Genomic DNA, 23,627 nt, shown 5'->3' with positions numbered 1-23,627 from the left:
TGGAGGGGCTGAAAGCGCCTCAATGCGCCGTCGATTTGGAGAACAGGTTAATCACCAGCACGCCCGCCACGATCAGCGCCATGCCGATGATGGCGGGCGGGTCCAGCTTTTGTCCGAACAGTACCCGCGCAATGATGCTGATCATGACGATGCCGACGCCCGACCAGATGGCGTAGGCGACGCCGACGGGGATCGTCCGCAAGGTCAGCGTCAGGAAATAGAAGGCGCTGAGGAAGGCGGCGAGCATGATCATCGTCGGCACGGGTCGCGTGAACTCGTTCGACGCCTTCAGCGCCGAAGTCCCGATGACCTCGCTGACGATCGCCGCCGCGAGGTAGAGATAGCTCGCGGCGCCAAAGCTCATGCGGCCTTCGCGCTCTCGAGGAACGTGCCCATGCGCTCCAGGGCGCGCTCGATGTTCTCCAGCGAGTTGGCGTAGGAGAGGCGGATATAACCCTCGCCATGGACGCCGAAATCCGGCCCGCCGATGGTGGCGACGCCGGTCTCCTCGAGGAGGGCGGAGGCGAGCTTCTTGGCCTTCCAGCCGGTCCGCGAGACGTTCGGGAAGGCGTAGAAGGCCCCCTTCGGCACGATGCAGGAGACGCCAGGCAGGGCGTTCAGCCCCTTCACCACCGCCTTCCGGCGCCGGTCGAACTCCGCCAGCATCATCCCGACCGCGTCCTGCGGGCCGGTCAGCGCCGCGAGGCCGGCCCATTGGGCCGGGGCGTTGACGCAGGAATGCGAGTTCACGGCGAGCTTGCGGGCGTTGTCGTAGAGGGGCTTCGGCCAGACCGACCAGCCCATGCGCCAGCCGGTCATGGCATAGGTCTTCGACCAGCCATTGAGCAGGATCAGCCGGTCGCGGACCTCGGGATAGCTCAGCAGGCAGACATGCTGCTCGCCGTCATAGAGCATCTGGTCGTAGATTTCGTCGGACATGATCGCGACGTCGGGGAACTTCGCCAGCCCGGCGACGAGCTTGTCGACCTCGGCCTTCGGCGTCACGCCACCGGTCGGGTTGGCCGGGGAGTTCACGATCAGGAGCCGTGTCTTCGGCGTGATCAGGGCGAGCGTCTCCTCGGCCGAGAAGGCGAAGCCGTTCTCCTCGCGGATCGGCACGGGAATCGGCGTCGCGCCGGTGTACTCGATCATCGAGCGGTAGATCGGGAAGCCCGGGTCGGGATAGAGGATCTCGGCGCCGGGCTCGCCGAACATCAGGATCGCGATGAACATGGTGACCTTGCCGCCAGGCACGATCATCACGCTCTCGGGCGAGACCTCGACCTGGAAGCGCTTGTGCAGATCGGCCGCGACCGCCTCGCGCAGCGGCAGGATGCCGTTGGCCGGGGTGTAACCGTGATGGCCGTCGCGCAGTGCCTTCACGGCGGCTTCGACGATGTGGTCGGGCGTCGGGAAGTCGGGCTGGCCGATGCCGAGATTGATGATGTCCTTGCCCTGGCGCTGCAGTTCGGTGGCGCGTGCCAGAACGGCGAAGGCGTTCTCCTCGCCGATGCGGGCGAAGGCGGGGACGACATGGAGCGTCATGACGGATTTCCTCGGGCTTGGTCGCGCGGCGGCCCGCTGGGAACGGGGCCTTGTCCTCTCTTGCCGTCTCTCTTGGAGTCAAAGGGGCATGCTGGCAAGCGTTGTCGCCGCCGATCCGCTCGATTGCATGCTGTATGCAGGCCGCGTAAATAGTATGACTATCGCCGGATCGGCTCTTGCCGCGCCCCGGCCGATGGGCATGATGTGCCTGTCTCGAATTGGTGGAAGCAGAGATCGGCAAGCGGCCGTCAGTGTCCGCGCCGCGCGAGAGGAAGACGAGGATGGCCAAGACCCCCGAAAGCAACCTGCCGCGCGATCAGCGCCCGGTCGCCACGACGAAGAAGAAGGCGCCTCGGCGCATCAAGCCGGAGCAGCTGCGCTCGAAGGCCTGGTTCGACAATCCCGCGAATGCCGACATGACCGCGCTCTATATCGAGCGCACGATGAATTTCGGCCTGTCGCGCGAGGAGTTGCAATCGGGCAGGCCGATCATCGGCATCGCCCAGACCGGTTCGGACATCGCGCCCTGCAACCGGCACCATATCGAGCTTGCCCACCGCGTTCGCGACGGCATCCGCGAGATGGGCGGCGTGCCCTTTGAGTTCCCGATCCATCCGATCCAGGAGACCTGCAAGCGGCCGACCGCCTCGCTCGACCGCAACCTGCAGTATCTCAGCCTCGTCGAAATCCTCTACGGCTACCCGCTCGACGGCGTTGTGCTGACGACCGGCTGCGACAAGACCACGCCGGCGCAGATCATGGCCGCCGCGACGGTCGATATTCCCGCCATCGCCCTGCCGGGCGGTCCGATGCTCAACGGCAACTTCCGCGGCGAGCGCACCGGCTCGGGCACGATCGTCTGGAAGGCGCGCCAGATGATGGCGGCCGGCGAGATCGACTACAAAGGCTTCGTCGATCTGGTCGCCTCCTCGGCGCCTTCCGCCGGCCATTGCAACACGATGGGCACGGCCTCGACGATGAACTCGCTCGCCGAAGCGATGGGCATGACGCTGCCGGGCGGCGCCGCCATCCCCGCGCCTTATCGCGACCGCTACGAGATGGCCTATCTGACGGGCAAGCGCATCGTCGAGATGGTCTGGGAGAACCTGGTGCCCTCGAAGATCCTGACGCGCGAGGCCTTCGAGAATACGATCGTCGTCAATTCGGCGATCGGCGGCTCGACCAATGCGCCGATCCACGTCAACGCCATCGCCAAGCATATCGGCGTGCCGCTCGACAACGAGGACTGGACCCGTATCGGCTACGACGTCCCGTTGCTGGTCAACCTGCAGCCGGCGGGCGAGTATCTCGGCGAGGACTACTACCGCGCCGGCGGCGTTCCCGCCGTGGTGGCCGAGCTCGTCGCCAAGGGCAAGATCAAGCCGGCGATCACGGCCAACGGCCGCACGCTCGCCGAAAACTGCGAAGGCTTCTTCTCGGTCGACCGGCGCGTGATCAAGACCTATGACGAGCCGATGAAGGCGCAGTCGGGCTTCCTCAACCTGTCCGGCAACCTGTTCGATTCCGCGATCATGAAGACCAGCGTGATCACGCCGGAATTCCGCAAGCGCTATCTCGAAAACCCGAAGGATCCCAATGCCTTCGAGGGCCGCGCCATCGTCTTCGACGGGCCGGAGGACTATCACCACCGCATCGACGACCCAGCGCTCGCCATCGACGAGCATTGCATCCTGTTCATCCGCGGCGTCGGGCCGATCGGCTATCCCGGCGCGGCCGAAGTGGTGAACATGCGGCCGCCGGATTACCTCATCAAGAAGGGCGTCTCGGCGCTGGCCTGCATCGGCGACGGGCGCCAGTCCGGCACCTCGGGCTCGCCCTCGATCCTGAACGCCTCGCCGGAAGCGGCGACGGGCGGCGGGCTCGCCCTGCTGAAAACGGGCGACAAGGTCCGTATCGACCTGACCAAGCGCACCGCCAACATCCTGATCTCCGATGAGGAACTGGCACAGCGCCGCGCCGCACTGAAGGCGGCCGGTGGCTACAAATACCCCAAGAGCCAGACGCCCTGGCAGGAGATCCAGCGCAAGATCGTCGGTGAACTCTCCGAGGGCATGGTGCTGAAACCGGCGGTCAAGTACCAGAAAATCCACAAGAAATTCGGTGTGCCGCGCGACAATCACTGATCGGGCGGGGAATCATGCTCGGGCTCGGCCCGAGCATCTTCGGCAAGAGATCCTCGGGTCGGCGCCATGCGCCGCCCGAGAATGACGCCAACGGGTGCCATTCCACGCACGCATCGGCGCCGCTCCCGCTGCGCGTGCCACCGGGGCTGACAAGGCACGCCTTTGCGGACACTATGCGCGGCCGGTTGCCAATGCCTCTCTGAAACGATTTAAAATGGCCTATTCCGCTCAGGTCGCTGCCTTTCGCTCGCTCCACGAGACCGGCTGCTTCGTCATGCCGAACCCGTGGGATCTCGGCTCGGCGCGCTGGCTGCGCGGCCAGGGCTTCAAGGCGCTGGCGACGACGAGCGCGGGCTTCGCCTTCACGCAGGGGCGGGCCGACCAGGACGTGCCGCGCGACATGATGCTCGCGCACATCGCCGAGATGGTGAAGGCGGTTCCCGACCTGCCGGTGAACGCCGATTTCGAGAACGGCTATGCCGACACGCCCGACGGCGTCGCCGCCAACATCAAGCTCTGCGTCGCGACCGGGGTCGCGGGGCTTTCGATCGAGGATGCGACGGGGCGCGAGGCCGATCCGCTCTATCCGTTCGAGCTCGCGGTGGAACGCATCCGCGCTGCGCGCAGGGCGATCGACGAGACCGGTTCGGGGGTGGTGCTGACGGCGCGGGCGGAGGCTTTCCTCACCGGCCATCCCGATCCGCTGCCCGAGGTGGTGCGCCGTCTGGGCGCCTTCGCGGACGCCGGAGCGGACGTGCTCTACGCGCCCTGGGTCCGGACCCCCGAGCAGATCGCCGCAGTCGTCGCGGCGGCGCGGGGCAAGCCCATCAATGTCGTCGTCTTCGCCGATTTCGGCCTGACCGTCGCCGATTTCGATGCGCTGGGCGTCAGGCGCCTGTCCACGGGGGGGGCTTCCGCCCGCTCCGCCTGGGCGGGTTTTATCGAATCGACCCGGCTGATCCGGGAGGAGGGCCGCTTCAGCGGCTTTGCGGGCAATTCCGTCACTGCACCGATCGAGCCTTTTTTCCGCGACGATCTCAAGGCTCGCTCATGAGCCGGATGCTCCTGATCGCGCCGGCCTGGCTCGGGCAGAGCGGTCTCTGGACGCTGGATGCCAAGGGCCGCCGCAGCGCCGTCGATGCCGAGGAGATCGGGCTCAGCGAGGATCTGGCGGACCGGCTCGAAGCCTGGATGGACGCCTTCGATGCGATCTACGAAGAGGATGCCGAGGCCCGCTCGCGCTTCCCCAGCGAAGCCGAGCAGCGCGCCTGGGAGGCCGAGGGGCACGCCATCACGGCGGCCATCGCGGCCGAGCTCGGCGCGGGCTGGTCGGTCTCGGCCGATCTCGCGGGCTGGCAGGAGATGACTAAGCCATGAGCACCGCAACGCCGACCGCCGAGCACAATCCGGTCCTGAACTGGACGGCACCGCCCTTTCCGCCGGCGCGGGTGCTCGAGGGGCGCTATTGCCGGCTCGAGCCGATCGACCCCGCCCGGCATCTCGACGACATCTGGGCCGTCAATGCCGGCCAGGACCCCATCTGGGAGTGGATGCCGGCGCATCCGCCGCAGACGAAGGAAGCCTATGGCGAATTGCTGGCGATGATGGCGGGCAAGGCCGGCATCGTCCCCTTCGCGATCATCGACACGGCCGACGGCAAGGCCAAGGGCCATCTCTGGCTGATGGAGATCCGGCCCGACCAAGGGGTGTTCGAGGTCGGCTACATCACCTATTCGCCCGTGCTCCAGAGAACGCGGGTGGCGACCGAAGCCATCCATCTCTGCGGCGCCTATGGCTTCTCGCTCGGCTACCGGCGCTTCGAGTGGAAGTGCAACAATCTCAACGAGCCGTCCAAGCGTGCGGCGCGGCGCTTCGGCTTCCAGTATGAGGGGCTCTTTCGCCAGCACATGGTGGTGAAGGGCAAGAACCGCGACACCGCCTGGTTCTCGATCCTCGACAGCGAATGGCCGGCGATCAATGCCGCCTTCGAGGCCTGGCTCGATCCGGGCAATTTCGATTCGGACGGCCAACAGAAGGCCCGTCTCGAAAGCTTCAGGGCCGCTCAGGCCTAATTTCACCACCAAGAAACGCGAAGGCGAGGACTTCACATGGCAGGACGTTTGAAGGGCAAGGTCGCGGTCGTCACCGCCGCCGGCCAGGGCATCGGGCGCGCGATCGCGGAGGCCTTCGTGGCCGAGGGCGCGACCGTCTGGGCGACCGACAAGGACGTCGCGCTGCTGGAGGGCATTCCCAAGGCGAAGAAGCGCAAGCTCGATGTCCTGTCGAGCCGGGCTGTAGAGAGCTTCGCCGCCAAGGTCGGGACGATCGATATCCTCGTCAATGCCGCCGGCTACGTCCATCACGGCACGGTCCTCGACACCGACGACAAGGCCTGGGATTTCTCCTTCGACCTCAACGTCACCTCCATGCACCGCACGATCAAGGCGTTCCTGCCGGGCATGCTGGAGAAGGGTTCGGGCTCGATCGTCAACATCGCCTCGGGCGCCGGCTCCGTGCGCGGCATCCCGAACCGCTACGCCTATGGCACGACCAAGGCGGCGGTCATCGGCCTAACCAAGGCGGTCGCAGCCGATTTCATCAAGAAGGGCATCCGCTCCAACGCCATCTGCCCCGGCACGATCCAGTCCCCCTCGCTCGACCAGCGCATCAAAGACCTGGCGGCTTCGACCAAAACCACGGAAGCGGCGGCGCGGCAGGCCTTCATCGACCGCCAGCCGATGGGCCGGCTCGGCACGGCGCAGGAGATCGCCTGGCTCGCCGTCTATCTCGCCTCCGACGAGGCGAGCTACACCACCGGCCAGATCCATCTCGCCGATGGCGGCTTCGCTCTCTGAGCGCACAAGAACAACAACAGGGAGAAAGCCCATGCATATTCTCGTTCTCGGTGGGGCCGGCATGGCCGGCCGCAAATTCATCGAGCGTCTCGCCCGTGACGGGCAACTGGGCGGCAAGCCCATCGTCAAGGTCACGGCGCAGGACGTCGTCGCGGCGCAGGCGCCGAAGGGGGCGGCCTTCGCCTTCGACGCGATCGTCTCGGACCTCTCGGTGCCTGGCGAGGCCGAAAAGCTGATCGCCTCGCGGCCCGAGCTGATCATTCATCTCGCGGCGGTCGTCTCCGGCGAGGCCGAGGCTGATTTCGAGAAGGGCTATCGCATCAATCTCGACGGGACGCGCTTCCTGTTCGAGGCGATCCGCCTGACCGGCGACGGCTACAAGCCGCGAGTCGTCTTCACCTCGTCGGTCGCCGTGTTCGGGGCGCCGTTCCACGACAAGATCGGCGACGAGTTCTTCACGACGCCGCTGACGAGCTACGGCACGCAGAAGGCGATCTGCGAATTGCTGCTGTCGGATTACAGCCGCCGCGGCTTCTTCGACGGGCTCAGCATCCGCTTCCCGACGATCTGCGTGCGGCCGGGCACGCCCAACAAGGCGGCGTCGGGCTTCTTCTCCAACATCATCCGCGAGCCGCTGAACGGCATCGACGCGGTGCTGCCCGTGTCGGACCAGGTACGCCACTGGCACGCCTCGCCGCGTTCGGCGGTCAACTTCCTGATCCATGCCGCGACCATGGATCTCGCGGCTGTGGGCCCGCGCCGCGCGCTCAACATGCCCGGCTATTCCTGCACGGTGGCGGAGCAGATCGAGGCGCTGCGCAAGGTCGCCGGAGACGGTGTCGTGGCGCGCATCAAGCGCGTGCCCGACCCGGTGATCGACAAGATCGTCGAGGGCTGGCCGCGCAATTTCGACCCGCAGCGCGCGATCGCGCTCGGCTTCAAGGCCGAGTCGAGCTTCGACGAGATCATCCGCATCCATATCGAGGATGAGCTCGGTGGAACCTTCGTGAAGTAGGCCGTTAGCGTATACCGCCGTCATGGTCGGGCTTGTCCCGACCATCCACGTCTTCGCTGCCCAAGTGGGGTTGCCAAGACGTGGATGCTCGGCACAAGGCCGAGCATGACGGGGTAGGCTGCCAAGTAGTCGGTTTCACGCCGGGCAGGGCTCGCCCGGCGTGTCGACGGCGACGGAAGGCTCGATCTCCGGCGCATGGGTCCAGCCGCTGGTGCCCCAGGTCTTCAGGGCAGCCCAGGTCGAGCGGTCGAGCCGGTACTGCTCGCAGGGGAAGAGCCCGCCGCGGGCCGGCAGAGACTTCAGGAACGAGCCCTCGGCGCGGAAGCCCGACTTCTCCAGCACGCGCTTGGAGGCGGGGTTGATGACCCGCGCATCGGCCTCGATCGCCTTGATCTCGCTCAGCGAGAACACGGTGTCGATCAGCGCCTGGGTGGCCTCGGTCGCCAGACCCTTGCCCCAATGGGCCGTTCCCAGCCAGTAGCCGATGAAGGGCACGCCCGTGGCCTGCCTGTGCGCGCCGATCATGCCGATCAGCTCGTTGGGCTTGGACCGCGGCGTGATCGCCAGCACCAGATGCTCGCCCAGCGCATTGCCCTTGCGCATGGCGAAGATGAAGGGCTCGACCGCTTCCACCGGATAGGGATGCGGGATCGAGGCCGTCATCTCGGCCACGGCTTTCTCCCCCGCCTGACGCAGGATGGCGGAAGCGTCCGCCATGCGCGGCCAGCGCAGCCAGAGACGGCGGGTCTCGAGCCGGAAGACATCGTCGCGGGTCAGTTCGGGGAACATCGGGTCTCTCCGTCGGCGCAAACGAAAAAAGGGAGCTGGGATTTGGTCCCACCTCCCTTTCGCTGACCTTGGGTGACCCCGTAGAGGGCTGGACCCCTGATCCGTTCCGGTTCGATGGAACCGGCGGATCGGAGAAGTCCCTATCCGCCGTCTTACTCTGCGGCCTCTTGGGCCGGGACTACGTTCACGAAAGCTCGGCCGAGTTTCGTCGTGAATCGGACGCGGCCGGCCGTAGTCGCAAAGAGGGTATGGTCTTTGCCCATGCCGACATTGACGCCGGCATGCCAACGGGTGCCGCGCTGGCGGATGATGATGTTGCCCGGAATGACGGCCTGGTCGCCGAACTTCTTCACGCCGAGGCGCTTGCTTTCGGAGTCGCGACCGTTGCGGGACGAGCCGCCTGCCTTTTTGTGAGCCATAACGCCCTACCTCAAAACTGATGTGGTCTCTCTAACCCGAATCGGCGGCAAAAGCCAGCCGGTTCGGGCGGGGAAGCGAAAACGGGACTGACGGGAGGCGTCAGTAGTCCTCGCCGGAAGCCAGCTCGGCCTGGTCGGCCTTGGCCCGCGGGGGCTTGCCAGCCAGGAGTTCCTTGGCCTGAACAACCCACTCCTCGCGGGTGGCGCGGCCGCGGAGCTTGAGCTCCTCGTCCCACTTGGCGACGTCGGCCTCGGTCCAGGCGGCGATGTCGTTCCAGGAGGTGATGCCGGCGGCGCGCAGCTTCTTCTCGATGGTCGGGCCGACGCCCGAGATCAGCGAGAGGTTGGAGGCGTCCAGCGCACCGGCCTCGGCCTTGGCGGCCTTGGGAGCCTTCGCGGCGGGCTTGGCCTTGGCTTCGGCAGCGCCGGCCTGAAGCGCGACGGCTGAAGCCTCGCCCTTCTTCATCTCCGGCTTCTTGCCGCCGGTGAGGATGTCGGTGATGCGGATGACGGTCAGCTCGGCGCGGAAGCCACGCTTGCGCTTCGAATTCTGGCGGCGACGCTTCTTGAAGGCGATGACCTTGTCGCCGCGGGCCTGCTCGACGATCTCGGCGGCCACCGTGATCTCGGAGAGGGCCTTGGCGTCGAGCGTGGTCTTCTCGCCGTCGGTGAGCATCAGCACGGTGTCGAAGGCGACGGTGTCGCCCGGGTTGCCTTCGATCTTGGCGGTGGTGATGCGATCGTTGGCGGCAACGCGGAACTGCTTTCCGCCGGTCTTGATGACTGCGAACATTTTATCCTCCATGTTCGGCCCCGCCCTGTCACGGCCTCGACGAGGCGCATGCGGGACGGCTTTTTGGCAGTCGTTACGGGTCAGGGTTCGCTCTTGACGGCTCAAGGTTCGCGCGCGGCGAAACCGATGGGCCAAAAGAGATCGGGCGCGGGTTTCCCCACGCCGGACGAGGCTCGATAGTCGCAAGGGTCACGAAGGTCAAGCGAAAGCGTCGCCTCGCGCTCCGAAAGCTAAGCCCCGGCGACGGCGAGAAACAGAAAGCGACCGGCGCGCGAGCGAAGGCTTGTTTTGGCCGAACTCCGCGTGTAGTAACCAGCCCGCTTCGACCGAAGGCGACCGCGGACAGGTGGCAGAGTGGTTGAATGCACCGCACTCGAAATGCGGCATACCCGCAAGGGTATCGGGGGTTCAAATCCCTCCCTGTCCGCCACTTCCGCCGAGACGCCAGCTCCCCGCCTTCTGCTCCGGTTCACTGGCCAGCTGTAAAGGCGAGCCGCGTCTGTTGAGCCGGCACGACAGACTTCGCCAGCTGCGGGGCCTGTGCGGTTTGGGGGCAATTCATGACCTCGACGATCGAACCCGGAACGACGTCCCGGCAGAGCGTCTTGGCAGGGCGGTTGTCGGCCATCGCAAGCATCGTCAGCATGACCGCCGAGACGGCGATCGTCGCGGCTGCGACCATGGAATTGGCGGACGTCGATCTCATGGGCGCCTCCTGCGGGCTCTGCTGATGCAACCGGGAGAGGGCGCCTGTGGTTCCGCCGCTCAGGCTGTCCTCATGGTCCTCGCCATCCTCCGTCAGACCTTCGGCGGCAGTCCCGCGCGATCGAAAACGGGCACCGACTCCATCGGCCCCTCCGGGCGTTGTCCGGTCGGGATGTCCTCCGCCGCATGGCGGATGGCTTCGCTTGTCGAATCTAGGCCATCGATCGTCTCGTTGGCGCCGCTGCCCGCGTCATGGACATTGGTCCGCAGGCTGACTTGGTGGGTGGCTGCAGCGCCGCCGCCTTCGGCCAGACGTTCGCCCTCATCCGGAATCTCGAGCGCGGGATTTTCGCGTGCCGTGTCCATCATCCGTCTCCTCAGGGATTGTCCCGGACGTAACGCCCGGCGATGCGCGATTGTTTCGGTGCATGAGCCCGTGGGCGCGACCATGACGCTTCCTTGACAGCGAGGCGGGCGCGCCATCATGGTGGCCGCTGTTCCAAGGGGTGCCTCGCGAGGAGGCTGAGATTCCGCCGGTCGGGCTTCGGTTCGACAGCGCGGTGACCCTCCGAACCTGATCCGGGTCATGCCGGCGTAGGGATGCGGGACATCGGGCGGCACCATCACGCCCCTTTTCCAGGCTCGCGCCGTCATTGTCGGATCGTCAGGCTCCAACCTCGGCATGTCGCCGGGCGAGTGGCCTTGCGGGAAGGCGAGCGGACGTGACGCAGAGCGAGATCATCGAGGCCTTGCTGGCCTTCATCGACCAGGACGGGGCGTCGGAGGCGGAATTCGAGCGCATGGCGCTGGCCGTCTTCGCCTATCAGTTCGCCCACAACGCGCCCTATCGGCGTTTCGCGATCCAGCGCGGGCGCACCACGCTCACCGTCCGCAGCTGGCGCGACATCCCGGCCGTGCCGATCAGCGCCTTCAAGACCCTGACGCTGAGCTGCACGCCGCCGGAGGCGGCCGAGCGCATCTTCATGACCAGCGGCACGACGCAAGGTGGGGTGCGGGGTAAGAGCCACCACCCGACGATGGCGGTTTGGAGCCGCTCGATGCTGGTGAATTTCCGCCGCCGCTTCATGGCCGGGCGGGAGCGCATCACGATGGGCATCCTCTTCCCCGACGAGGTGGCTATGCCGAACTCCTCGCTGGCGCATTACCTCGCTCTGGCGAAGCGGGAATGCGGAACGCCCGACAGCGAGGGCTTCATCGGCGCAAGCGGGCTCGACCTGCCGCGGCTGATCGCGGCGCTGGAGCGGGCGGAAGCTTCGGGCGAGCCCTATGCGCTGCTCGGCGCGAGCTTCAGCTTCGTACATCTGCTCGATGCGCTGGCGGCGCAGGGGCGGCGCTTCGCGTTGCCTGCAGGCAGCCGGATCCTCGACACCGGCGGCTTCAAGGGGCAGTCGCGCGAGATGGGGGCTGACGCCTTCTATGACGCACTCTCAGTGACGCTCGGCGTACCGCGCGAGGCCTGCATCAACATGTACGGCATGACCGAGCTCAGCACGCAGTTCTACGACGACGGCAATGCAGTCTGCCCGCCGGTGAAGTCCGGCCCGCACTGGATCCGCAGCCGCGTCGTCGATCCGGTCAGCGGTTGCGACCTGCCGGAGGGAACGACCGGCGTGCTGGTTCATCACGACCTCGCCCATTTCAACTGCGCCTCCGCGATCCTGACCGAGGACGCCGGCGTGATGGTCGAAGGCGGCTTCCGGTTGCTCGGCCGCGTCGACGGCGCCGATTCCAAGGGCTGTTCGGTGGCGGTCGAGGAATTCCTGCGGGCGGCGCGGGGCTGAGGCGGTGATCGAGACCGCGGGGCATCTGCCGGGGCTGCCGGCCAGTGAGGTCGCCTGGCGGACGCTGGATTTCAGCGCTTGGGGTGAGCGCGCGCAGGTGCGGGTTCCGGAGCTGACGGCGGCGCAGGCCGGCGCGCTTGCCAGCCATGTCCGCGAGCAGGCGCGGACCTATCTCCGCACTCTGCCGGTCGCGCAGATCGTCGCGACGCTGGACGCCGCCATCGCCCGGCTGCTCGACAGGGACGATCCCTGGCGGCGGCGGGCGGAAGCCGTGCTGCCGATCGTCACCGGCTATGACCGCGAGAGCGTGCGCCTCGGGCTGTCGGGCTATCTGCGCAGCTTCCGCGCGCCGCAGCTGCAGCGCTTCCTGGCCGAGGACTTCGCCAATCCGGCCGTGCTCGACGGCTTCCAGCCGGCGATGAAGGGCGGCTTCACGCGCGCCCAGGGGCCGCAGCTCCTGCTCCATATCTGGGCGGGGAACGTGCCGGGGCTGTCGCTCTGGAGCCTGATCTGCGGGCTCCTGGTCAAGGCCGGCACGGTCGGCAAGGTCGCGAGCGCCGAGCCGCTGCTGGCGGGGTGGTTCGCGCAGATCCTCGCCGAGATCGATCCGAAGCTCGGCGAATGCCTGGCGGTGGTCTGGTGGAAGGGCGGCGATGCGGAGGCTGAAGCCGCCTGGCTGAACGAGGCCGACACGATCGTCGCCTATGGCGGCAATGAGGCGCTGGCGGCGATCCGCGAACGGGTGCCGGTGACGGCGCGCTTCCTCCCGCATGGGCATCGGATCGGCTTCGGGCTGGTCGGGGCCGAGGCGCTTGACACGCGCCGGGCCGGGCCGCTGGCGCGGCTCGTGGCGCAAGACGTGGCGCGCTGGGAGCAGCAGGGCTGCTACTCGCCGCAGATGTTGTTCGTCGCCCGGGGTGGGGCGGTCTCGCCGCGCGAATTCGCCGAGCGCGTGTCGCAGGAGCTCGGCGCGCTGCGGCTCCGCCATCCGCGCCGCGCGCTCTCGGTGGCGGAGGCGGCCGGCGTTGCCGCCTGGCGCAGCCGCGAAGAGATGCGCGGCTTCGATGAGGACGGGACCGTGGTGCTGGGCGAGGCCGGAGACGGTTGGAGCGTGGTCTTCAGCGATGCCGCCCAGCCACTCGCGCCCAGCGCGCTCAACCGCACGCTGAAGATCGTCGCCGTCGACAGCCTCGATGCGGTGCCGGCGCTGGTTTCGCCCTCCCGCGCCTATCTGCAGACTGCGGCGGTCGCGGCCTCGCCGCGCGAGCTGTTCCGCATCGCGGCGCTGCTGGGGGACGCGGGCGTCACCCGCATCTGCGGCTTCGGGGCGATGGCGGCGCCCGAGGCCGGCTGGCACAATGACGGGCGCTTCAACCTGCTCGACCTGGTCAGGCTGACCGAGATCGAGCAATCGGCCGAACGCGCCGCCGACGGCTTCGCCGACTATGTCGACTGAAGCGAACCTGGACGCCTTCGTCGCCCTCGAGGCGGTCGATTTCGGCTATGGCGACGAGGCCATCGTCGACGGCGTCGACTGGGCGCTCCCGCGCGGGGCGTTCCATTGCCTGGTCGGGCGCAGCGGCAGCGGCAAGACGACCCTGCTCAAGCTCGCGGCGGGGCTGCTGGCGCCGCGCCGGGGCCTGGTGCGGATCGACGGCGCCGCGCTCGAGGGGCCGGGGCCGCGGATCGGCTTCGTCTTCCAGCAGCCGACGTTGCTCGACTGGCTCAGCGTTCTCGACAATGTCCTGCTGCCGCTCTCGCTGAAGCGAAGCGTGGGCGAGGCGGATCGCGAGACGGCGCGCGCTTTGCTCGACAGGGTGGGCCTGTCGGCCTTCGCGGCCCGCCATCCCGCCCAGCTCTCGGGCGGGCAGCAGAGCCGGGTCGCGGTGGCGCGGGCGCTGATCACGCAGCCGGCCCTGCTGCTGCTGGACGAGCCCTTCGCGGCGCTCGACGCGCTGACGCGCGAGGAGCTCCAGGACGATCTGCTGGCGCTCTGCGGACTGCAGGCGACCACGGTGCTCTTCGTCACCCATGACATCGGCGAGGCGGTCTATCTCGCCGATCGGGTCGCGATCATGGCCGGCGGGCGGCTGCACCACGACCTCGCCATCGACCTGCCACGGCCGCGCGCGCGCGCGATGCGCTATGGTCCCGCCTTCAACGCGCTCTGCCGCGAGCTGCGTCAGGCGATGGATGCCGCGCCATGAGGGAAAGGCTGGCCTCGGCGCTCCTGCTCGTCGCCCTGCTCGCTGGCTGGGAGGCGTGGTGCCGTCTCGGCCGGGTTCCGGCCCTGATCGTGCCGGCGCCGTCTTCGGTCTTCGCCACGCTGTGGAGCGAAATCGCCAGCGGGCGCCTGCTGCCGCACCTCGCCGTGACCGCGACCGAGATGACACTCGGGCTAGCGCTGGGCTGCGCGGTCGGGCTGGCAACAGGAATCCTGCTGGCGGAGGCTCCCGTGCTGCGCCGGTTGCTCCATCCCTACATCGTCGCGAGCCAGGTCGTGCCGAAGCTCGCACTCGGTCCGCTCTTCATCGTGTGGTTCGGCTTCGGCCTGACGCCGACCATCGTGATCACGGCGCTGATCTGCTTCTTCCCGCTGATGGAAAACACGCTGACCGGCCTGTCGCAGGTCGATTCCGGACGGCGCGAGCTGTTCCGGATGCTGGGTGCGAGCCGCCTGCAGACGCTGCTGCGGCTGAAGCTGCCGGGTGCGCTGCCGGTGATCCTCGCGGGGTTCCGGGTCGCGGTCGTGCTGGCGCTGGTCGGCGCCGTCGTCGGCGAGTTCATCGGCGGCCGGGCGGGGCTCGGTGCCTCGATCATCGCCGCCCAGAGCGTGATGGATTCGAGCCTGATGTTCGCGCTCTTCATCGTCATCACGCTGCTCGGCATGGCCTTCTACCAGGCGGCGCTCCTCATCGAGCGGCTGCTGCTGCGCCACCATCTGAAAGGGTAAGCTCCAATGTCCCCACATTCCCGCCGCCATCTGCTGGCGCTCTTCGGGACCGGCCTGATGGGCGCGTTCAGCCTTGGCCCCCTCCAAGCCCAGCCACTGGACAAGGTCACCGTCGCCGGCTGGAGCCAGCCGATCAGCGAGATCACCAATCTGCTGGCCGAGCCGGACAAGGGCTTCTTCCGCGCGAAGGGGATCGATCTCGGCTATGTGCCCGGAACCGGCGGCGGCTCGGCGATCCAGAACATGCTGTCGGGCCAGGCCGACATCGCCTTCACCGATCCGGCGGCGCTCTATCTCGCGCTCGACAAGGGCGAGAAGCTGGTCGCGATCTACAACATCTATCCGCAGAACGTCTTCAACGTGGTCGCGCCCAAGACCAAGGGCATCCGCACGGCCGCCGACCTGAAGGGCAAGCGCATCGGCGTCTATTCGCTGTCCAGCGGCACGCGGCAGAACCTGCAGGTGCTGCTGCATCAGGTCGGGCTGACCGAGAAGGACGTCACGGTCGAGGTCACCGGCCTGCTCAACTTCGCGCCGCTGATCCAGGGCCAGGTCGACGCCACGGCCGCGACCGATACCGGCCTGCTGGTCGCGAAAATGAAGGGGCTGCCGGAGGTCGACGTTATCGAGGTCAAGGACCATCTCAACCTGCCGAGCGACATCTTCGTGGTGACGGAAGGAACCTATGAGGCGAAGAAGCCGCTGCTGAAGCGCTTCCTCGCCGCCTATCGCGACAGCGCCGCCTGGATGATCGCGAGCCCCGAGGAGGCGGCGAAGCTCGCCGTGACGCGCGCGATCAATGGCCGCGACGAGGCGCTCAATCTCGAGATCATCAAGCTGCGCAACATCTCGACCGTGTCGCCGACGACGCAAGCGAAGGGCCTCGGCCATTTCGATCCGGAGCTGCTGCAGAAGGGCGCCGACACCTTCCACCGGCTCGGACTGATCGGAAAGCCGATCGATATAAGCCAGGTCGTGAAGACGGATCTGATTCCGTGAGCGTCTTCGTCATTGCGAGCGCAGCGAAGCAATCCAGCGCGTCGCAAACCCAACTGGATTGCTTCGCTGCGCTCGCAATGACGGTGCGGGCCAGCGCAGTTCCGCGAGAACAGCCGAGGGAACGGGCATGACCTTCCGCGACAGGGTGATCCTCGTCACGGGCGCGAGCCGGGGCATCGGCGCGGCCATCGCCAAAGCCTTCGCCGCCGAGGGCGGGCTGGTCTTCGTCAACTACCGCAGCAGCGACGCCGCGGCGCAGGCCGTGGTCGAGGCCTGCCGGGCGGCGGGCGGGCAGGCGGTGGCGATCGCCGCCGACGTCACCGATCCGGAGGCGGTCGCGGGGATGCTGGCGCGGATCGCGGAGGAGGCGGGCCGGCTCGATGCCGTCGTCAACAATGCGTTTGCGCCCTATGTCTTCGACCCCGACCATCGCGCGCGCTTCTGGGAGACGCCATGGTCGGCCTATCAGACGCAGGTCGATGGCGCGCTGAGGGCGACCTACAATGTCTGCCAGGCGGCCCTGCCGCTGATGCGCCGGCGCGGGCGCGGCTCCATCGTGAACATGGCGACCGATCTCGTGGCGCGGCCGAGCCTCGCCTATCACGACTACACCACGGCCAAGGCGGCGCTGATCGGCTTCAGCCGCAACCTCGCGACCGAGCTCGGCCCGCTCGGCATCCGGGTCAACTGCGTCGCGCCGGGGCTGGTCTGGCCGACCGATGCGAGTGCCCGGACGCCTGAGGCGGTCCGGGAGATGCTGATCGCCCAGACGCCGCTGGGGCGCATCGCGACGCCCGAGGACGTGGCCGGGCCGGTGCTGTTCCTTGCCTCAGAAGCCAGTGGCTTCGTCACCGGCCAGACGCTCCATGTCGATGGCGGGCTGGTGATGACTTAGGCCTTCGCCGCCTGCGCATCCCGGATCGCGCGCCAGACCCTCGCCGGCGTCGCCGGCATGTCGAGATGCGTCACGCCGAGCGGGCGCAGCGCGTCGAGGATCGCGTGGATCACGGTCTGCGGCGCGCCGATGCAGCCGGCCTGGCCGGCGCCCTTGACGCCGAGCGGGTTGGCGCGCGTCGGCACCTCGACCATCTCGAGATCGAAGGCGGGCAGGTCGGCGGCGCGCGGTACGGCATAGTCCATGAAGGTCGCGCTCAGCAACTGGCCGGAGCCTTCATCGTAGAGCGCTTCCTCCATCAGCGCCTGGCCGATGCCCTGCGCCAGACCGCCATGGACCTGCGCCTCCGCCAGCAGCGGGTTGATCAGCGTTCCGTAATCGTCGATCGCGACATAGCGTTCGATCGCGACGGCGCCGGTCTCCGGATCGATCTCGACCTCCGCCACCTGCGCACCGTTGGGAAAGGTGAAGACGTCGCAGCGGTTGTCGCCATGGCCCTCCAGCGGCGCGCCGCTGCTCTCCGCGAGATGGGACGAGATGGCGAAGAGGTCGATCTCGCGCGGCAGGCCGTCCGCGGCAGGCTCGCTGCGGAATCGGCCTTCCGCGAAGGAGAGGCTGTCGGCTGCGACCTGCAGCAGCTGCGCGGCAACGGGCCTCGCCTTCGCGAGCAGATCGTCGGCCGCCATCAGCAGCGCCGTGCCGCCGAGATGGAGCGAGCGTGCGCCGCCATGGCCGCCGCCGCGCGGGACGGTGGCCGTGTCGCCCTGGACGAGGGTGAAACGCTCGACCGGCAGGCCGAGCCGGTCGGCCGCGAGCTGGGCGAAGCTGGTCTCATGACCCTGACCGTTGGAATGGGTGCCGACGGCCATGGCGATGGCGCCCTCGGCATCGACCCGCAGCCAGGCCTCCTCGTCGGGGCGGCCACGCGAGGTTTCGAGGAAGCAGCCGATGCCGAAGCCGCGCAGCTTCCCGCGCTTTCGGGCGGCGCGCTTGCGGGCCGCGAAGCCGGCGCGGTCGGCCGCCGCCAGCGCCCGCTCGAGGTTCTCCGGAAAGGTGCCGCTGTCGATCACCATGCCGAAGGCGGGGCGGCGGTAGGGGAAGCTGCGGATGAAGTTGCGCCGGCGCAGTTCCGCCGGATCGATGTGCAGCTTATGGGCGGCGGCCTCGATCAGCCGCTCGATCAGATAATTCGCCTCGGGCTTGCCGGCGCCGCGATAGGCGTCGATCGGGGCGGTGTTGGTGAAGACGCCGCGCACGTCCATCGCCATGGCGGGGATGTCGTAGAGCCCGCCCATCGCCGCTGAAGGTGCATTGGTCGCGCTGCCGGGGCCGAGCGAGGAGACATAGGCGCCGAGATTGGCGATCGTCTCGACATCGAGCGCGAGGAAGCGCCCGCGCCGGTCGAGCGCCAGCCGCGCGGTGCTGAGATTGTCGCGGGCATGGGCGCCGCCGGTGAACTCCTCGATGCGCTCGGCGCTCCAGCGCACCGGCCGGCCGAGCCGCCGCGCAGCCCAGAGTACCAGCGCATATTCGGGATAGGTGACGTTCTTCATGCCGAAGCCGCCGCCGACATCGGGCGTCGAAACCCGGATGCGGTCGAGCGGCAGGCCGAAGACGCCCTGCGCGAGTTCACGGCGGATGTCGTGGACCGAGGCGCCGCTGATCTCGAGATGGAAGCGGTCCGCGCCGGCGTCGTAACGGCCGATGGCGATGCGCGGCTCGAGGGCTGCCGCCACGATGCGGTTGTTGACCAGAGCGCAGCTTACGACATGGGAGGCCTTGGCGAAGGCGCGCTCGACGGCGGCGGGATCGCCGCGGCGGAAACGGAAGGCGATGTTCCCCGGCGCCTGCGGCCAGAGCTGCGGCGCCTCCGGGTCGGTCGCGCCGCGCAGATCGGTGACGGCCGGCAGGATGTCGTAATCGATGCTGATGTGCTCGCAGGCCTCGCGGGCCAGCGCCTCGGTGTCGGCGACGACGAAGGCGACGGGTTCGCCGACATGGCGGACGATGTCGCGCGCCAATGGCCAGCGCGGCGGCACGATCAGCGGCTCGACGGAAGCGATAACGATCGAGGTCGGCAGCGGAGCGAGGCCGTCGAGATCCGCGGCGGTGTAGACTCCGTGCACGCCGGGGAGGCTTGCCGCTGCAGAGCGGTCGATCGCGCGGATGCGGGCATGGGCATGGGGCGAGCGCAGCATGACGGCGGCGAATTCGCCGTCCGGGGCGCGATCGCCGAGGTAATCGCCGCGCCCGGTGAGGAAGCGTGCGTCCTCCCGCCGCCGCAGCGAGCGGGGATCAGCGGGTGGGCCAAGATGAGTCGATCCGGACCGGCCGCTTGTGCTGTCGTTCATCGTCGGATCGCCTTCGTCACCGAAGCGTGGGACCGCCTGTTCCGCCGATGCAAGACCGGTGCTGCGGACACCGGGCCCGCTGAGGCCGCCCTGACTGGAATCAAGACGATGCGGTCAGATAGCCCGCCAGGCCGGCGGTCGAGGAATCATGGGCGTCGGCGGGAGCCTTGCCCTCGATGACCGGCAGTAGCGCCGTCGCCAGCTCCTTGCCGAGTTCGACGCCCCATTGATCGAAGGCGTTGATGCCCCAGATCGCGGCCTCGACGAAGACGCGGTGCTCGTAGAGCGCGATCAGGCGGCCGAGTGTGAAGGGATCGAGCTTGCGGTAGGCCAGCGTGACCGAGGGGCGGTTGCCGGGGAAGACCTTGTGCGGCGCCAATGCCGCGATGTCCGCTTCGGACAGCCCCTGTTTCGCCAGCAACTCGCGCGCCTCCTCTAGCGTGCGGCCCTTCATCAGGGCCTCGCTTTGGGCGAGGCAATTGGCCAGCAGCAGCCGGTGATGATGCGCCAGCTCCGGCTCGTGCCCTTCTGCCGCGACCATGAACTCGCAGGGGATGGTGTCCGTGCCCTGGTGGATGAGCTGGTAGAAGGCATGCTGGCCGTTGGTGCCGGGCTCGCCCCAGACGAGCGGGCCGCTCGGCCGTTCGACGGGCGAGCCGTCCTTGCGGACGCGCTTGCCGTTCGATTCCATGTCGAGTTGCTGGAGATAGGCCGGCAGGCGCAGCAGGCGCTGGTCGTAGGGCAGGATCGCGCGCGCCGGATAGTTGCAGATGTCGCGGTGCCAGATGCCGATCAGGCCGAGCAGGACCGGCAGGTTATGGGCGAGCGGCGCGGTGCGGAAGTGCTCGTCCATGGCGTGGGCGCCGGCGAGAAAGGCGCGGAAGTGCGTCGGCCCGACCGCGATCATGACCGGCAGGCCGATGGCGGACCAGACCGAATAGCGGCCCCCCACCCAGTCCCAGAACCCGAAGACGCGGTCCGGCGCGATGCCGAAGGCGGCGACCTTGTCGAGCGCCGTGGAGACGGCGGCAAAGTGGGCGCCGACCGCAGCCTCGCCGAGCGCAGCCGCGATCCAGCGCCGTGCGGTGGCGGCGTTGGCCATGGTCTCAACCGTGGTGAAGGTCTTGGAGGCGACGATGAAGAGCGTCCGCGCCGGATCGAGCCGCGCCAGCGTGTCGGCGATATGGGCGCCGTCGACATTGGAAACGTAATGCAGGCGCGGCCCGTCATGATAGGGCGCCAGCGCCAGCGTCACCATGACGGGGCCGAGATCGGAGCCGCCGATGCCGATATTGACGACGTCGGTGAAGGGCGCGCCGTCCGAGGCCGCGATACGGCCTCCGCGAACCCCGTCCGCGAAGGCGCCGAGCCGGTCGAGGGTCTCGTGGATCGCGGGCATCACGTCCTGCCCGTCGACCAGGACGCGATGGCTCTTCGGTGCGCGCAGGGCGGTGTGAAGGACAGCGCGCTTCTCCGTGGTATTGATCGCCTCGCCCGCGAACATGGCATCGCGCTGACCGGCAACGCCGGTGGCTTCGGCCAGTTCAAGCAGGAGCGCGCGTGTCTGCGCCGTCACAGCGGTCTTGGAGTAATCCAGGAGCAGATCGTCGAGACGGGCGGAGAAGTCGGTAAAGCGGGCGGAATCCTCGGCAAAGAGAGCCCGCAAGGGGCGGGCTTGCGTGGCCTGATGGTGTTCCGCCAGCTTTGCCCAGATCAGATCCTGCACCATTGCGCTCCTGTTGACCGCGACGCCCCTGGCGCCGCTCCGGCAACCCGCTTGTCTGAGAGCGGTTCCCGATGTCGGAAATTGGGCCGCGCCGTCGGGTCCGGCAAGCCCGGTTCCTTCACGCGACGCTCAGCCCCATGATGCCGTGATGGCGGATGCGGTCCGCGACGAAGCCGGACGCGGTGGCCGCCGCGACGAAGCGGCCGAGCCAGGCGACCGCCTCCTCCGTCAGTCCGTCAGACCTGCGGGGGACGCCGATCGCCTGCTGCACGGCCATGAAGCGTCCATCGAGCAGGCGCGCGCCCGGCATCTGCTTGGCGTCTTCGAGCAGGCGCATGCGCAGGCCGGCCAGGGCGTCGAGCCCTTGGTCGCGGAAATCGGCGAAGGTCTTGTCCATGGTGGCGGTGCGGACGAGTTCGGCGCGCCGGATGTTACGATCCAGCCAGAGGCCATAGGCCGTGCCACCCGTGACGGCGATGCGGATGCCGGGGGCGTCCACGGCGTCGATCGTGTTGAGCGGCGAGCCGGCCGGCACGAGATAGGTCGCCTCGATCTGCGCATAGGCGGCGGTGAAGGCGATCGTCTCGGCGCGCTGCGGCTCGGCGCCGATCAGGCCGATGTCCCATTCGTCGCGGCCCGCCGCATCGGCCAGCAGAGCGGGCGAGGCGTAAGGCACGAGCCGCAGCGCGACGCCGAGTCGGTCCGCGATCGCTTTCGCCATGTCCGGCGAGACGCCGACCGGGACACCGTCGGCCGCGCGTGCGGAGACGAGCAGAAAATTGGACAGGTTGATGCCCGCTCGCAGGATGCCGTCCGGAGCCAGCCGCGCGCGCAGGGATGCCGAAACCGGCCCGGGATCACCGTCGAATGTCATGAGCGGGTCCCGGGTGGCGAAAGTAGGTCAGGCGGCGGCGAAGGGCGCAAACAGGGAGGCGACCTCGCGATAGACGCCCTGCTTGAACGGAATGATGAGATCGACCGTGCGCTCCAGCCGCTCCCAGCGCCAGGCGTCGAATTCGGCCTTGTGGCCGCCCGCCGGCGTCGCGATGTCGATCTCGCTGTCGGGGCCCGTCAGCCTGAAGGCAAACCATTTCTGCGCCTGACCGCGCCAGCGCCCTTTCCAGGCCTCCTTGCCGATGGCAGTCGGCAGATCATAGGCGAGCCAGCCCGGGCTCTCGGCCAGCAGCGCCACCGAGGTGACGTTGGTCTCTTCCTGAAGTTCGCGGATGGCGGCCTGGAGCGGTGTTTCGACGGCGTCGATGCCGCCCTGCGGCATCTGCCATTCATGGCCGGGCGCGACATGCTCGCGCTGGGACCTGTTGGCGCGGCGACCGACGAAGACGAAGCCCTCGGCGTTGAACAGGGCGAGCCCCACGCAGGGGCGGTAGCCGTCCGGCGGCGTGGCGGTGATCATCTGAGGGATCCGGTGGTCTTGGGGCTGCGCAGGCCCCGGGCCGCACTCATCGGCACGATGACGAGGCCCTTCGCTTCCAGCGTCTGCGCCCAGCGCGCGATGCGCTCGATCGAGACCGGGAGCGCGCTGGCGCCGAGCACGACGACGCCCTGGTCACGGGCCGTGGCCTCGATCGCGGCGAGTTCCTTGTCGATCGCGTCGGGGCGGGCAACCGCATCGACCACGCGGTCGATCTTCAGCGTCGGGATCTGGGCCCGCTGCGCGGAAGCGGCGAGAAGACTGCGCGCCGAAGAGCCATCATCGACGACCATCAGGCCGCGGCCGGCGAGTTCGCGCAGGATCGAGGACAGCGCCGCCTCGTCGGAGGTGAAGCGGCCGCCGAGGAAGTTGACGATCCCGACATAGCCGGTGAAGCGGCCAAGCGCCCAGTGCAGCCTTTCGATGTTCTCGGCGCCCTTGGGGCCGGTCAGCAGCGTGTGGGGTCCGGGATCGCTGTCGGGATAGTCGAACGGCTCCATCGGCAGCTGCAGGAACACCTCATGGCCCTCGCCGCGGGCGCGCTGGACCGTCCGCTCCAGTTCGGCGCCATAGGGTGCGAAGGCAAGCGAGACTGGGCCGGGCAGCTTCGTGATAGCGTCGGCGGTCCCGGTGGGGCTGATGCCGAGGCCGCCGACCAGGATCGCGACGCGTCCATTGACCTTGCCGGCCGGTGGCGGGCCAAGCGGGCGCGCATAGTGCTGGGCTGGGGTCGTGCCGTCCGGAGCAATCTTCGGGAGCATCCCGTGCCGGGTCCGCTCGACGAGGCGATTGTCGGGCGCGGGGGCCAGCTTCACGACCGTGGGGGTGTCGGGAATGGTGATCACGATGGCGCCGGGCGCATCCGATCCCGGGCGCACCACGGTGACGCCGGATTCGCTCTCGAGCTGGCGTGCGCTGGCCTGGGTGCGGGACGCGTCGGCCGGGGCGGTCGCAACGGCCGGGCCAGCGGGAACGGAGGGCTGTGCCGGGCGGGTTTCGATACGGGCGGTCGCCATCGGCTGACCGCCATCCGGATCGCGTCGGATGGCGACGACGAGCAGAAGCCCGATCCAGGCCAGACCGACGAGGCCAGCCCCCGCGAACACGGCCCAGCGGCCCCATGGCCGGGCCGGGGATGTCGGGCGGTCCTGGCCGAGTGGCCGGTTGAGCTCAGTGAGCGGCGTTCCGGCCAAGCGAAGCCGTC

At 68.3% G+C, this 23,627-nt stretch carries 24 protein-coding genes, 1 tRNA gene and 1 riboswitch; of the genes, 13 read left to right on the top strand and 12 right to left on the bottom strand.

Going from position 1 to position 23,627, the window contains the following annotated elements:
• Positions 1–19 precede the first annotated feature (19 nt).
• Positions 20–364: a DMT family transporter gene (locus ACFPN9_RS09910; RefSeq protein WP_066723597.1), complete on the bottom strand. Its 345-nt coding sequence runs from the start codon at positions 362–364 to the stop codon at positions 20–22.
• Positions 361–1,545, bottom strand: coding sequence for a pyridoxal phosphate-dependent aminotransferase (locus ACFPN9_RS09905; protein WP_066723594.1), 1,185 nt, complete (start codon positions 1,543–1,545; stop codon positions 361–363). The genes ACFPN9_RS09910 and ACFPN9_RS09905 overlap by 4 nt, the downstream gene beginning before the upstream one ends.
• 281 nt (positions 1,546–1,826) lie before the next feature.
• On the opposite strand from ACFPN9_RS09905, the gene ACFPN9_RS09900 reads away from it, so the two are divergent.
• The 6 genes from ACFPN9_RS09900 to denD all read left to right on the top strand — a co-directional run bounded on the left by ACFPN9_RS09900 (position 1,827) and on the right by denD (position 7,559).
• Positions 1,827–3,689, top strand: coding sequence for an IlvD/Edd family dehydratase (locus tag ACFPN9_RS09900; RefSeq protein WP_082735244.1), 1,863 nt, complete (start codon positions 1,827–1,829; stop codon positions 3,687–3,689).
• Between the two features lie 214 nt (positions 3,690–3,903).
• Positions 3,904–4,743: an isocitrate lyase/PEP mutase family protein gene (locus ACFPN9_RS09895; protein WP_066723591.1), complete on the top strand. Its 840-nt coding sequence runs from the start codon at positions 3,904–3,906 to the stop codon at positions 4,741–4,743.
• On the top strand, positions 4,740–5,066 hold the full coding sequence (locus tag ACFPN9_RS09890; protein ID WP_066734603.1) for a hypothetical protein: 327 nt from the start codon (positions 4,740–4,742) through the stop codon (positions 5,064–5,066). Before ACFPN9_RS09895 ends, ACFPN9_RS09890 begins: the two co-directional genes overlap by 4 nt.
• Positions 5,063–5,761, top strand: a complete 699-nt coding sequence (locus tag ACFPN9_RS09885; protein WP_066723585.1) for a GNAT family N-acetyltransferase — start codon at positions 5,063–5,065, stop codon at positions 5,759–5,761. Before ACFPN9_RS09890 ends, ACFPN9_RS09885 begins: the two co-directional genes overlap by 4 nt.
• A 36-nt stretch (positions 5,762–5,797) precedes the next feature.
• Positions 5,798–6,544: an SDR family oxidoreductase gene (locus ACFPN9_RS09880; RefSeq protein ID WP_066723581.1), complete on the top strand. Its 747-nt coding sequence runs from the start codon at positions 5,798–5,800 to the stop codon at positions 6,542–6,544.
• Positions 6,545–6,575: 31 nt separating this feature from the next.
• Positions 6,576–7,559: a D-erythronate dehydrogenase gene (gene denD, locus ACFPN9_RS09875; RefSeq protein WP_066723578.1), complete on the top strand. Its 984-nt coding sequence runs from the start codon at positions 6,576–6,578 to the stop codon at positions 7,557–7,559.
• A gap of 135 nt (positions 7,560–7,694) precedes the next feature.
• Here denD and ACFPN9_RS09870 read toward each other — a convergent pair whose 3' ends face one another.
• The 3 genes from ACFPN9_RS09870 to rplU form a co-directional block, all read right to left on the bottom strand.
• Positions 7,695–8,348 carry a GNAT family N-acetyltransferase gene (locus ACFPN9_RS09870; RefSeq protein ID WP_082733283.1) on the bottom strand — a complete coding sequence of 218 codons (654 nt, stop codon included), beginning with the start codon at positions 8,346–8,348 and terminating at the stop codon, positions 7,695–7,697.
• A gap of 152 nt (positions 8,349–8,500) precedes the next feature.
• Positions 8,501–8,767 carry a 50S ribosomal protein L27 gene (gene rpmA / locus ACFPN9_RS09865; protein ID WP_066723575.1) on the bottom strand — a complete coding sequence of 89 codons (267 nt, stop codon included), beginning with the start codon at positions 8,765–8,767 and terminating at the stop codon, positions 8,501–8,503.
• Positions 8,768–8,867: 100 nt separating this feature from the next.
• Positions 8,868–9,560 (bottom strand): 50S ribosomal protein L21, encoded by a 693-nt coding sequence (gene rplU / locus ACFPN9_RS09860; protein ID WP_066723572.1) that lies wholly within the window; start codon positions 9,558–9,560, stop codon positions 8,868–8,870.
• Positions 9,561–9,900: 340 nt separating this feature from the next.
• On the opposite strand from rplU, the gene ACFPN9_RS09855 reads away from it, so the two are divergent.
• Positions 9,901–9,990 (top strand) — tRNA-Ser (locus tag ACFPN9_RS09855).
• 39 nt (positions 9,991–10,029) lie between these two features.
• On the opposite strand, the gene ACFPN9_RS09850 is transcribed toward ACFPN9_RS09855, so the two are convergent.
• The gene (locus ACFPN9_RS09850; protein WP_156446618.1) at positions 10,030–10,266 is read right to left on the bottom strand and encodes a hypothetical protein; all 237 of its coding nucleotides are present in this window, start codon (positions 10,264–10,266) and stop codon (positions 10,030–10,032) included.
• A 92-nt stretch (positions 10,267–10,358) separates the two neighbouring features.
• On the bottom strand, positions 10,359–10,631 hold the full coding sequence (locus ACFPN9_RS09845) for a hypothetical protein (RefSeq protein WP_066723555.1): 273 nt from the start codon (positions 10,629–10,631) through the stop codon (positions 10,359–10,361).
• Between the two features lie 126 nt (positions 10,632–10,757).
• Positions 10,758–10,883, top strand: a riboswitch (TPP riboswitch).
• Between the two features lie 104 nt (positions 10,884–10,987).
• On the opposite strand from ACFPN9_RS09845, the gene ACFPN9_RS09840 reads away from it, so the two are divergent.
• From ACFPN9_RS09840 to ACFPN9_RS09815, 6 genes are all read left to right on the top strand, one after another.
• Positions 10,988–12,067: a LuxE/PaaK family acyltransferase gene (locus ACFPN9_RS09840; protein WP_066723551.1), complete on the top strand. Its 1,080-nt coding sequence runs from the start codon at positions 10,988–10,990 to the stop codon at positions 12,065–12,067.
• Positions 12,068–12,071: 4 nt separating this feature from the next.
• Positions 12,072–13,523, top strand: coding sequence for an acyl-CoA reductase (locus ACFPN9_RS09835; protein WP_066723549.1), 1,452 nt, complete (start codon positions 12,072–12,074; stop codon positions 13,521–13,523).
• Positions 13,513–14,274: an ABC transporter ATP-binding protein gene (locus tag ACFPN9_RS09830; RefSeq protein ID WP_066723547.1), complete on the top strand. Its 762-nt coding sequence runs from the start codon at positions 13,513–13,515 to the stop codon at positions 14,272–14,274. The genes ACFPN9_RS09835 and ACFPN9_RS09830 overlap by 11 nt, the downstream gene beginning before the upstream one ends.
• Positions 14,271–15,020: an ABC transporter permease gene (locus ACFPN9_RS09825; RefSeq protein ID WP_066723544.1), complete on the top strand. Its 750-nt coding sequence runs from the start codon at positions 14,271–14,273 to the stop codon at positions 15,018–15,020. The genes ACFPN9_RS09830 and ACFPN9_RS09825 overlap by 4 nt, the downstream gene beginning before the upstream one ends.
• 6 nt (positions 15,021–15,026) lie before the next feature.
• Positions 15,027–16,019 carry an ABC transporter substrate-binding protein gene (locus tag ACFPN9_RS09820; RefSeq protein WP_066723542.1) on the top strand — a complete coding sequence of 331 codons (993 nt, stop codon included), beginning with the start codon at positions 15,027–15,029 and terminating at the stop codon, positions 16,017–16,019.
• Positions 16,020–16,146: 127 nt separating this feature from the next.
• Positions 16,147–16,914: an SDR family oxidoreductase gene (locus ACFPN9_RS09815; protein ID WP_066723540.1), complete on the top strand. Its 768-nt coding sequence runs from the start codon at positions 16,147–16,149 to the stop codon at positions 16,912–16,914.
• Here the strand turns inward: ACFPN9_RS09815 and ACFPN9_RS09810 are convergent.
• The 5 genes from ACFPN9_RS09810 to ACFPN9_RS09790 all read right to left on the bottom strand — a co-directional run bounded on the left by ACFPN9_RS09810 (position 16,911) and on the right by ACFPN9_RS09790 (position 23,616).
• On the bottom strand, positions 16,911–19,265 hold the full coding sequence (locus ACFPN9_RS09810) for a xanthine dehydrogenase family protein molybdopterin-binding subunit (protein WP_066723537.1): 2,355 nt from the start codon (positions 19,263–19,265) through the stop codon (positions 16,911–16,913). The two genes, ACFPN9_RS09815 and ACFPN9_RS09810, sit on opposite strands and share 4 nt — an antisense overlap.
• A gap of 100 nt (positions 19,266–19,365) precedes the next feature.
• A complete protein-coding gene (pgi, locus tag ACFPN9_RS09805) occupies positions 19,366–20,994 on the bottom strand; it encodes a glucose-6-phosphate isomerase (protein ID WP_066723536.1) in 1,629 nt (542 codons plus the stop codon).
• A 115-nt stretch (positions 20,995–21,109) separates the two neighbouring features.
• Positions 21,110–21,865 carry a transporter substrate-binding domain-containing protein gene (locus ACFPN9_RS09800; RefSeq protein WP_066723535.1) on the bottom strand — a complete coding sequence of 252 codons (756 nt, stop codon included), beginning with the start codon at positions 21,863–21,865 and terminating at the stop codon, positions 21,110–21,112.
• Between the two features lie 27 nt (positions 21,866–21,892).
• The gene (locus tag ACFPN9_RS09795; RefSeq protein WP_066723533.1) at positions 21,893–22,405 is read right to left on the bottom strand and encodes an RNA pyrophosphohydrolase; all 513 of its coding nucleotides are present in this window, start codon (positions 22,403–22,405) and stop codon (positions 21,893–21,895) included.
• Positions 22,402–23,616 carry a divergent polysaccharide deacetylase family protein gene (locus tag ACFPN9_RS09790; RefSeq protein WP_082735243.1) on the bottom strand — a complete coding sequence of 405 codons (1,215 nt, stop codon included), beginning with the start codon at positions 23,614–23,616 and terminating at the stop codon, positions 22,402–22,404. The genes ACFPN9_RS09795 and ACFPN9_RS09790 overlap by 4 nt, the downstream gene beginning before the upstream one ends.
• Positions 23,617–23,627: the final 11 nt, after the last annotated feature.

Source organism: Allobosea massiliensis (assembly GCF_042655245.1).
Taxonomy (GTDB): domain Bacteria; phylum Pseudomonadota; class Alphaproteobacteria; order Rhizobiales; family Beijerinckiaceae; genus Allobosea; species Allobosea massiliensis.
The sequence above is the reverse complement of the archived record's forward strand: the minus strand, read 5'-3'. Positions and strand labels throughout refer to the sequence as shown.

Bases quoted from the DNA above. Each gene is read 5' to 3' on its own strand.
- ACFPN9_RS09910 (WP_066723597.1), bottom strand. From the start codon at position 364: ATGAGCTTTGGCGCCGCGAGCTATCTCTACCTCGCGGCGGCGATCGTC.
- ACFPN9_RS09905 (WP_066723594.1), bottom strand. From the start codon at position 1,545: ATGACGCTCCATGTCGTCCCCGCCTTCGCCCGCATCGGCGAGGAGAAC.
- ACFPN9_RS09900 (WP_082735244.1), top strand. From the start codon at position 1,827: ATGGCCAAGACCCCCGAAAGCAACCTGCCGCGCGATCAGCGCCCGGTC.
- ACFPN9_RS09895 (WP_066723591.1), top strand. From the start codon at position 3,904: ATGGCCTATTCCGCTCAGGTCGCTGCCTTTCGCTCGCTCCACGAGACC.
- ACFPN9_RS09890 (WP_066734603.1), top strand. From the start codon at position 4,740: ATGAGCCGGATGCTCCTGATCGCGCCGGCCTGGCTCGGGCAGAGCGGT.
- ACFPN9_RS09885 (WP_066723585.1), top strand. From the start codon at position 5,063: ATGAGCACCGCAACGCCGACCGCCGAGCACAATCCGGTCCTGAACTGG.
- ACFPN9_RS09880 (WP_066723581.1), top strand. From the start codon at position 5,798: ATGGCAGGACGTTTGAAGGGCAAGGTCGCGGTCGTCACCGCCGCCGGC.
- denD (WP_066723578.1), top strand. From the start codon at position 6,576: ATGCATATTCTCGTTCTCGGTGGGGCCGGCATGGCCGGCCGCAAATTC.
- ACFPN9_RS09870 (WP_082733283.1), bottom strand. From the start codon at position 8,348: ATGTTCCCCGAACTGACCCGCGACGATGTCTTCCGGCTCGAGACCCGC.
- rpmA (WP_066723575.1), bottom strand. From the start codon at position 8,767: ATGGCTCACAAAAAGGCAGGCGGCTCGTCCCGCAACGGTCGCGACTCC.
- rplU (WP_066723572.1), bottom strand. From the start codon at position 9,560: ATGTTCGCAGTCATCAAGACCGGCGGAAAGCAGTTCCGCGTTGCCGCC.
- ACFPN9_RS09850 (WP_156446618.1), bottom strand. From the start codon at position 10,266: ATGAGATCGACGTCCGCCAATTCCATGGTCGCAGCCGCGACGATCGCC.
- ACFPN9_RS09845 (WP_066723555.1), bottom strand. From the start codon at position 10,631: ATGGACACGGCACGCGAAAATCCCGCGCTCGAGATTCCGGATGAGGGC.
- ACFPN9_RS09830 (WP_066723547.1), top strand. From the start codon at position 13,513: ATGTCGACTGAAGCGAACCTGGACGCCTTCGTCGCCCTCGAGGCGGTC.
- ACFPN9_RS09825 (WP_066723544.1), top strand. From the start codon at position 14,271: ATGAGGGAAAGGCTGGCCTCGGCGCTCCTGCTCGTCGCCCTGCTCGCT.
- ACFPN9_RS09820 (WP_066723542.1), top strand. From the start codon at position 15,027: ATGTCCCCACATTCCCGCCGCCATCTGCTGGCGCTCTTCGGGACCGGC.
- ACFPN9_RS09815 (WP_066723540.1), top strand. From the start codon at position 16,147: ATGACCTTCCGCGACAGGGTGATCCTCGTCACGGGCGCGAGCCGGGGC.
- ACFPN9_RS09810 (WP_066723537.1), bottom strand. From the start codon at position 19,265: ATGAACGACAGCACAAGCGGCCGGTCCGGATCGACTCATCTTGGCCCA.
- pgi (WP_066723536.1), bottom strand. From the start codon at position 20,994: ATGGTGCAGGATCTGATCTGGGCAAAGCTGGCGGAACACCATCAGGCC.
- ACFPN9_RS09800 (WP_066723535.1), bottom strand. From the start codon at position 21,865: ATGACATTCGACGGTGATCCCGGGCCGGTTTCGGCATCCCTGCGCGCG.
- ACFPN9_RS09795 (WP_066723533.1), bottom strand. From the start codon at position 22,405: ATGATCACCGCCACGCCGCCGGACGGCTACCGCCCCTGCGTGGGGCTC.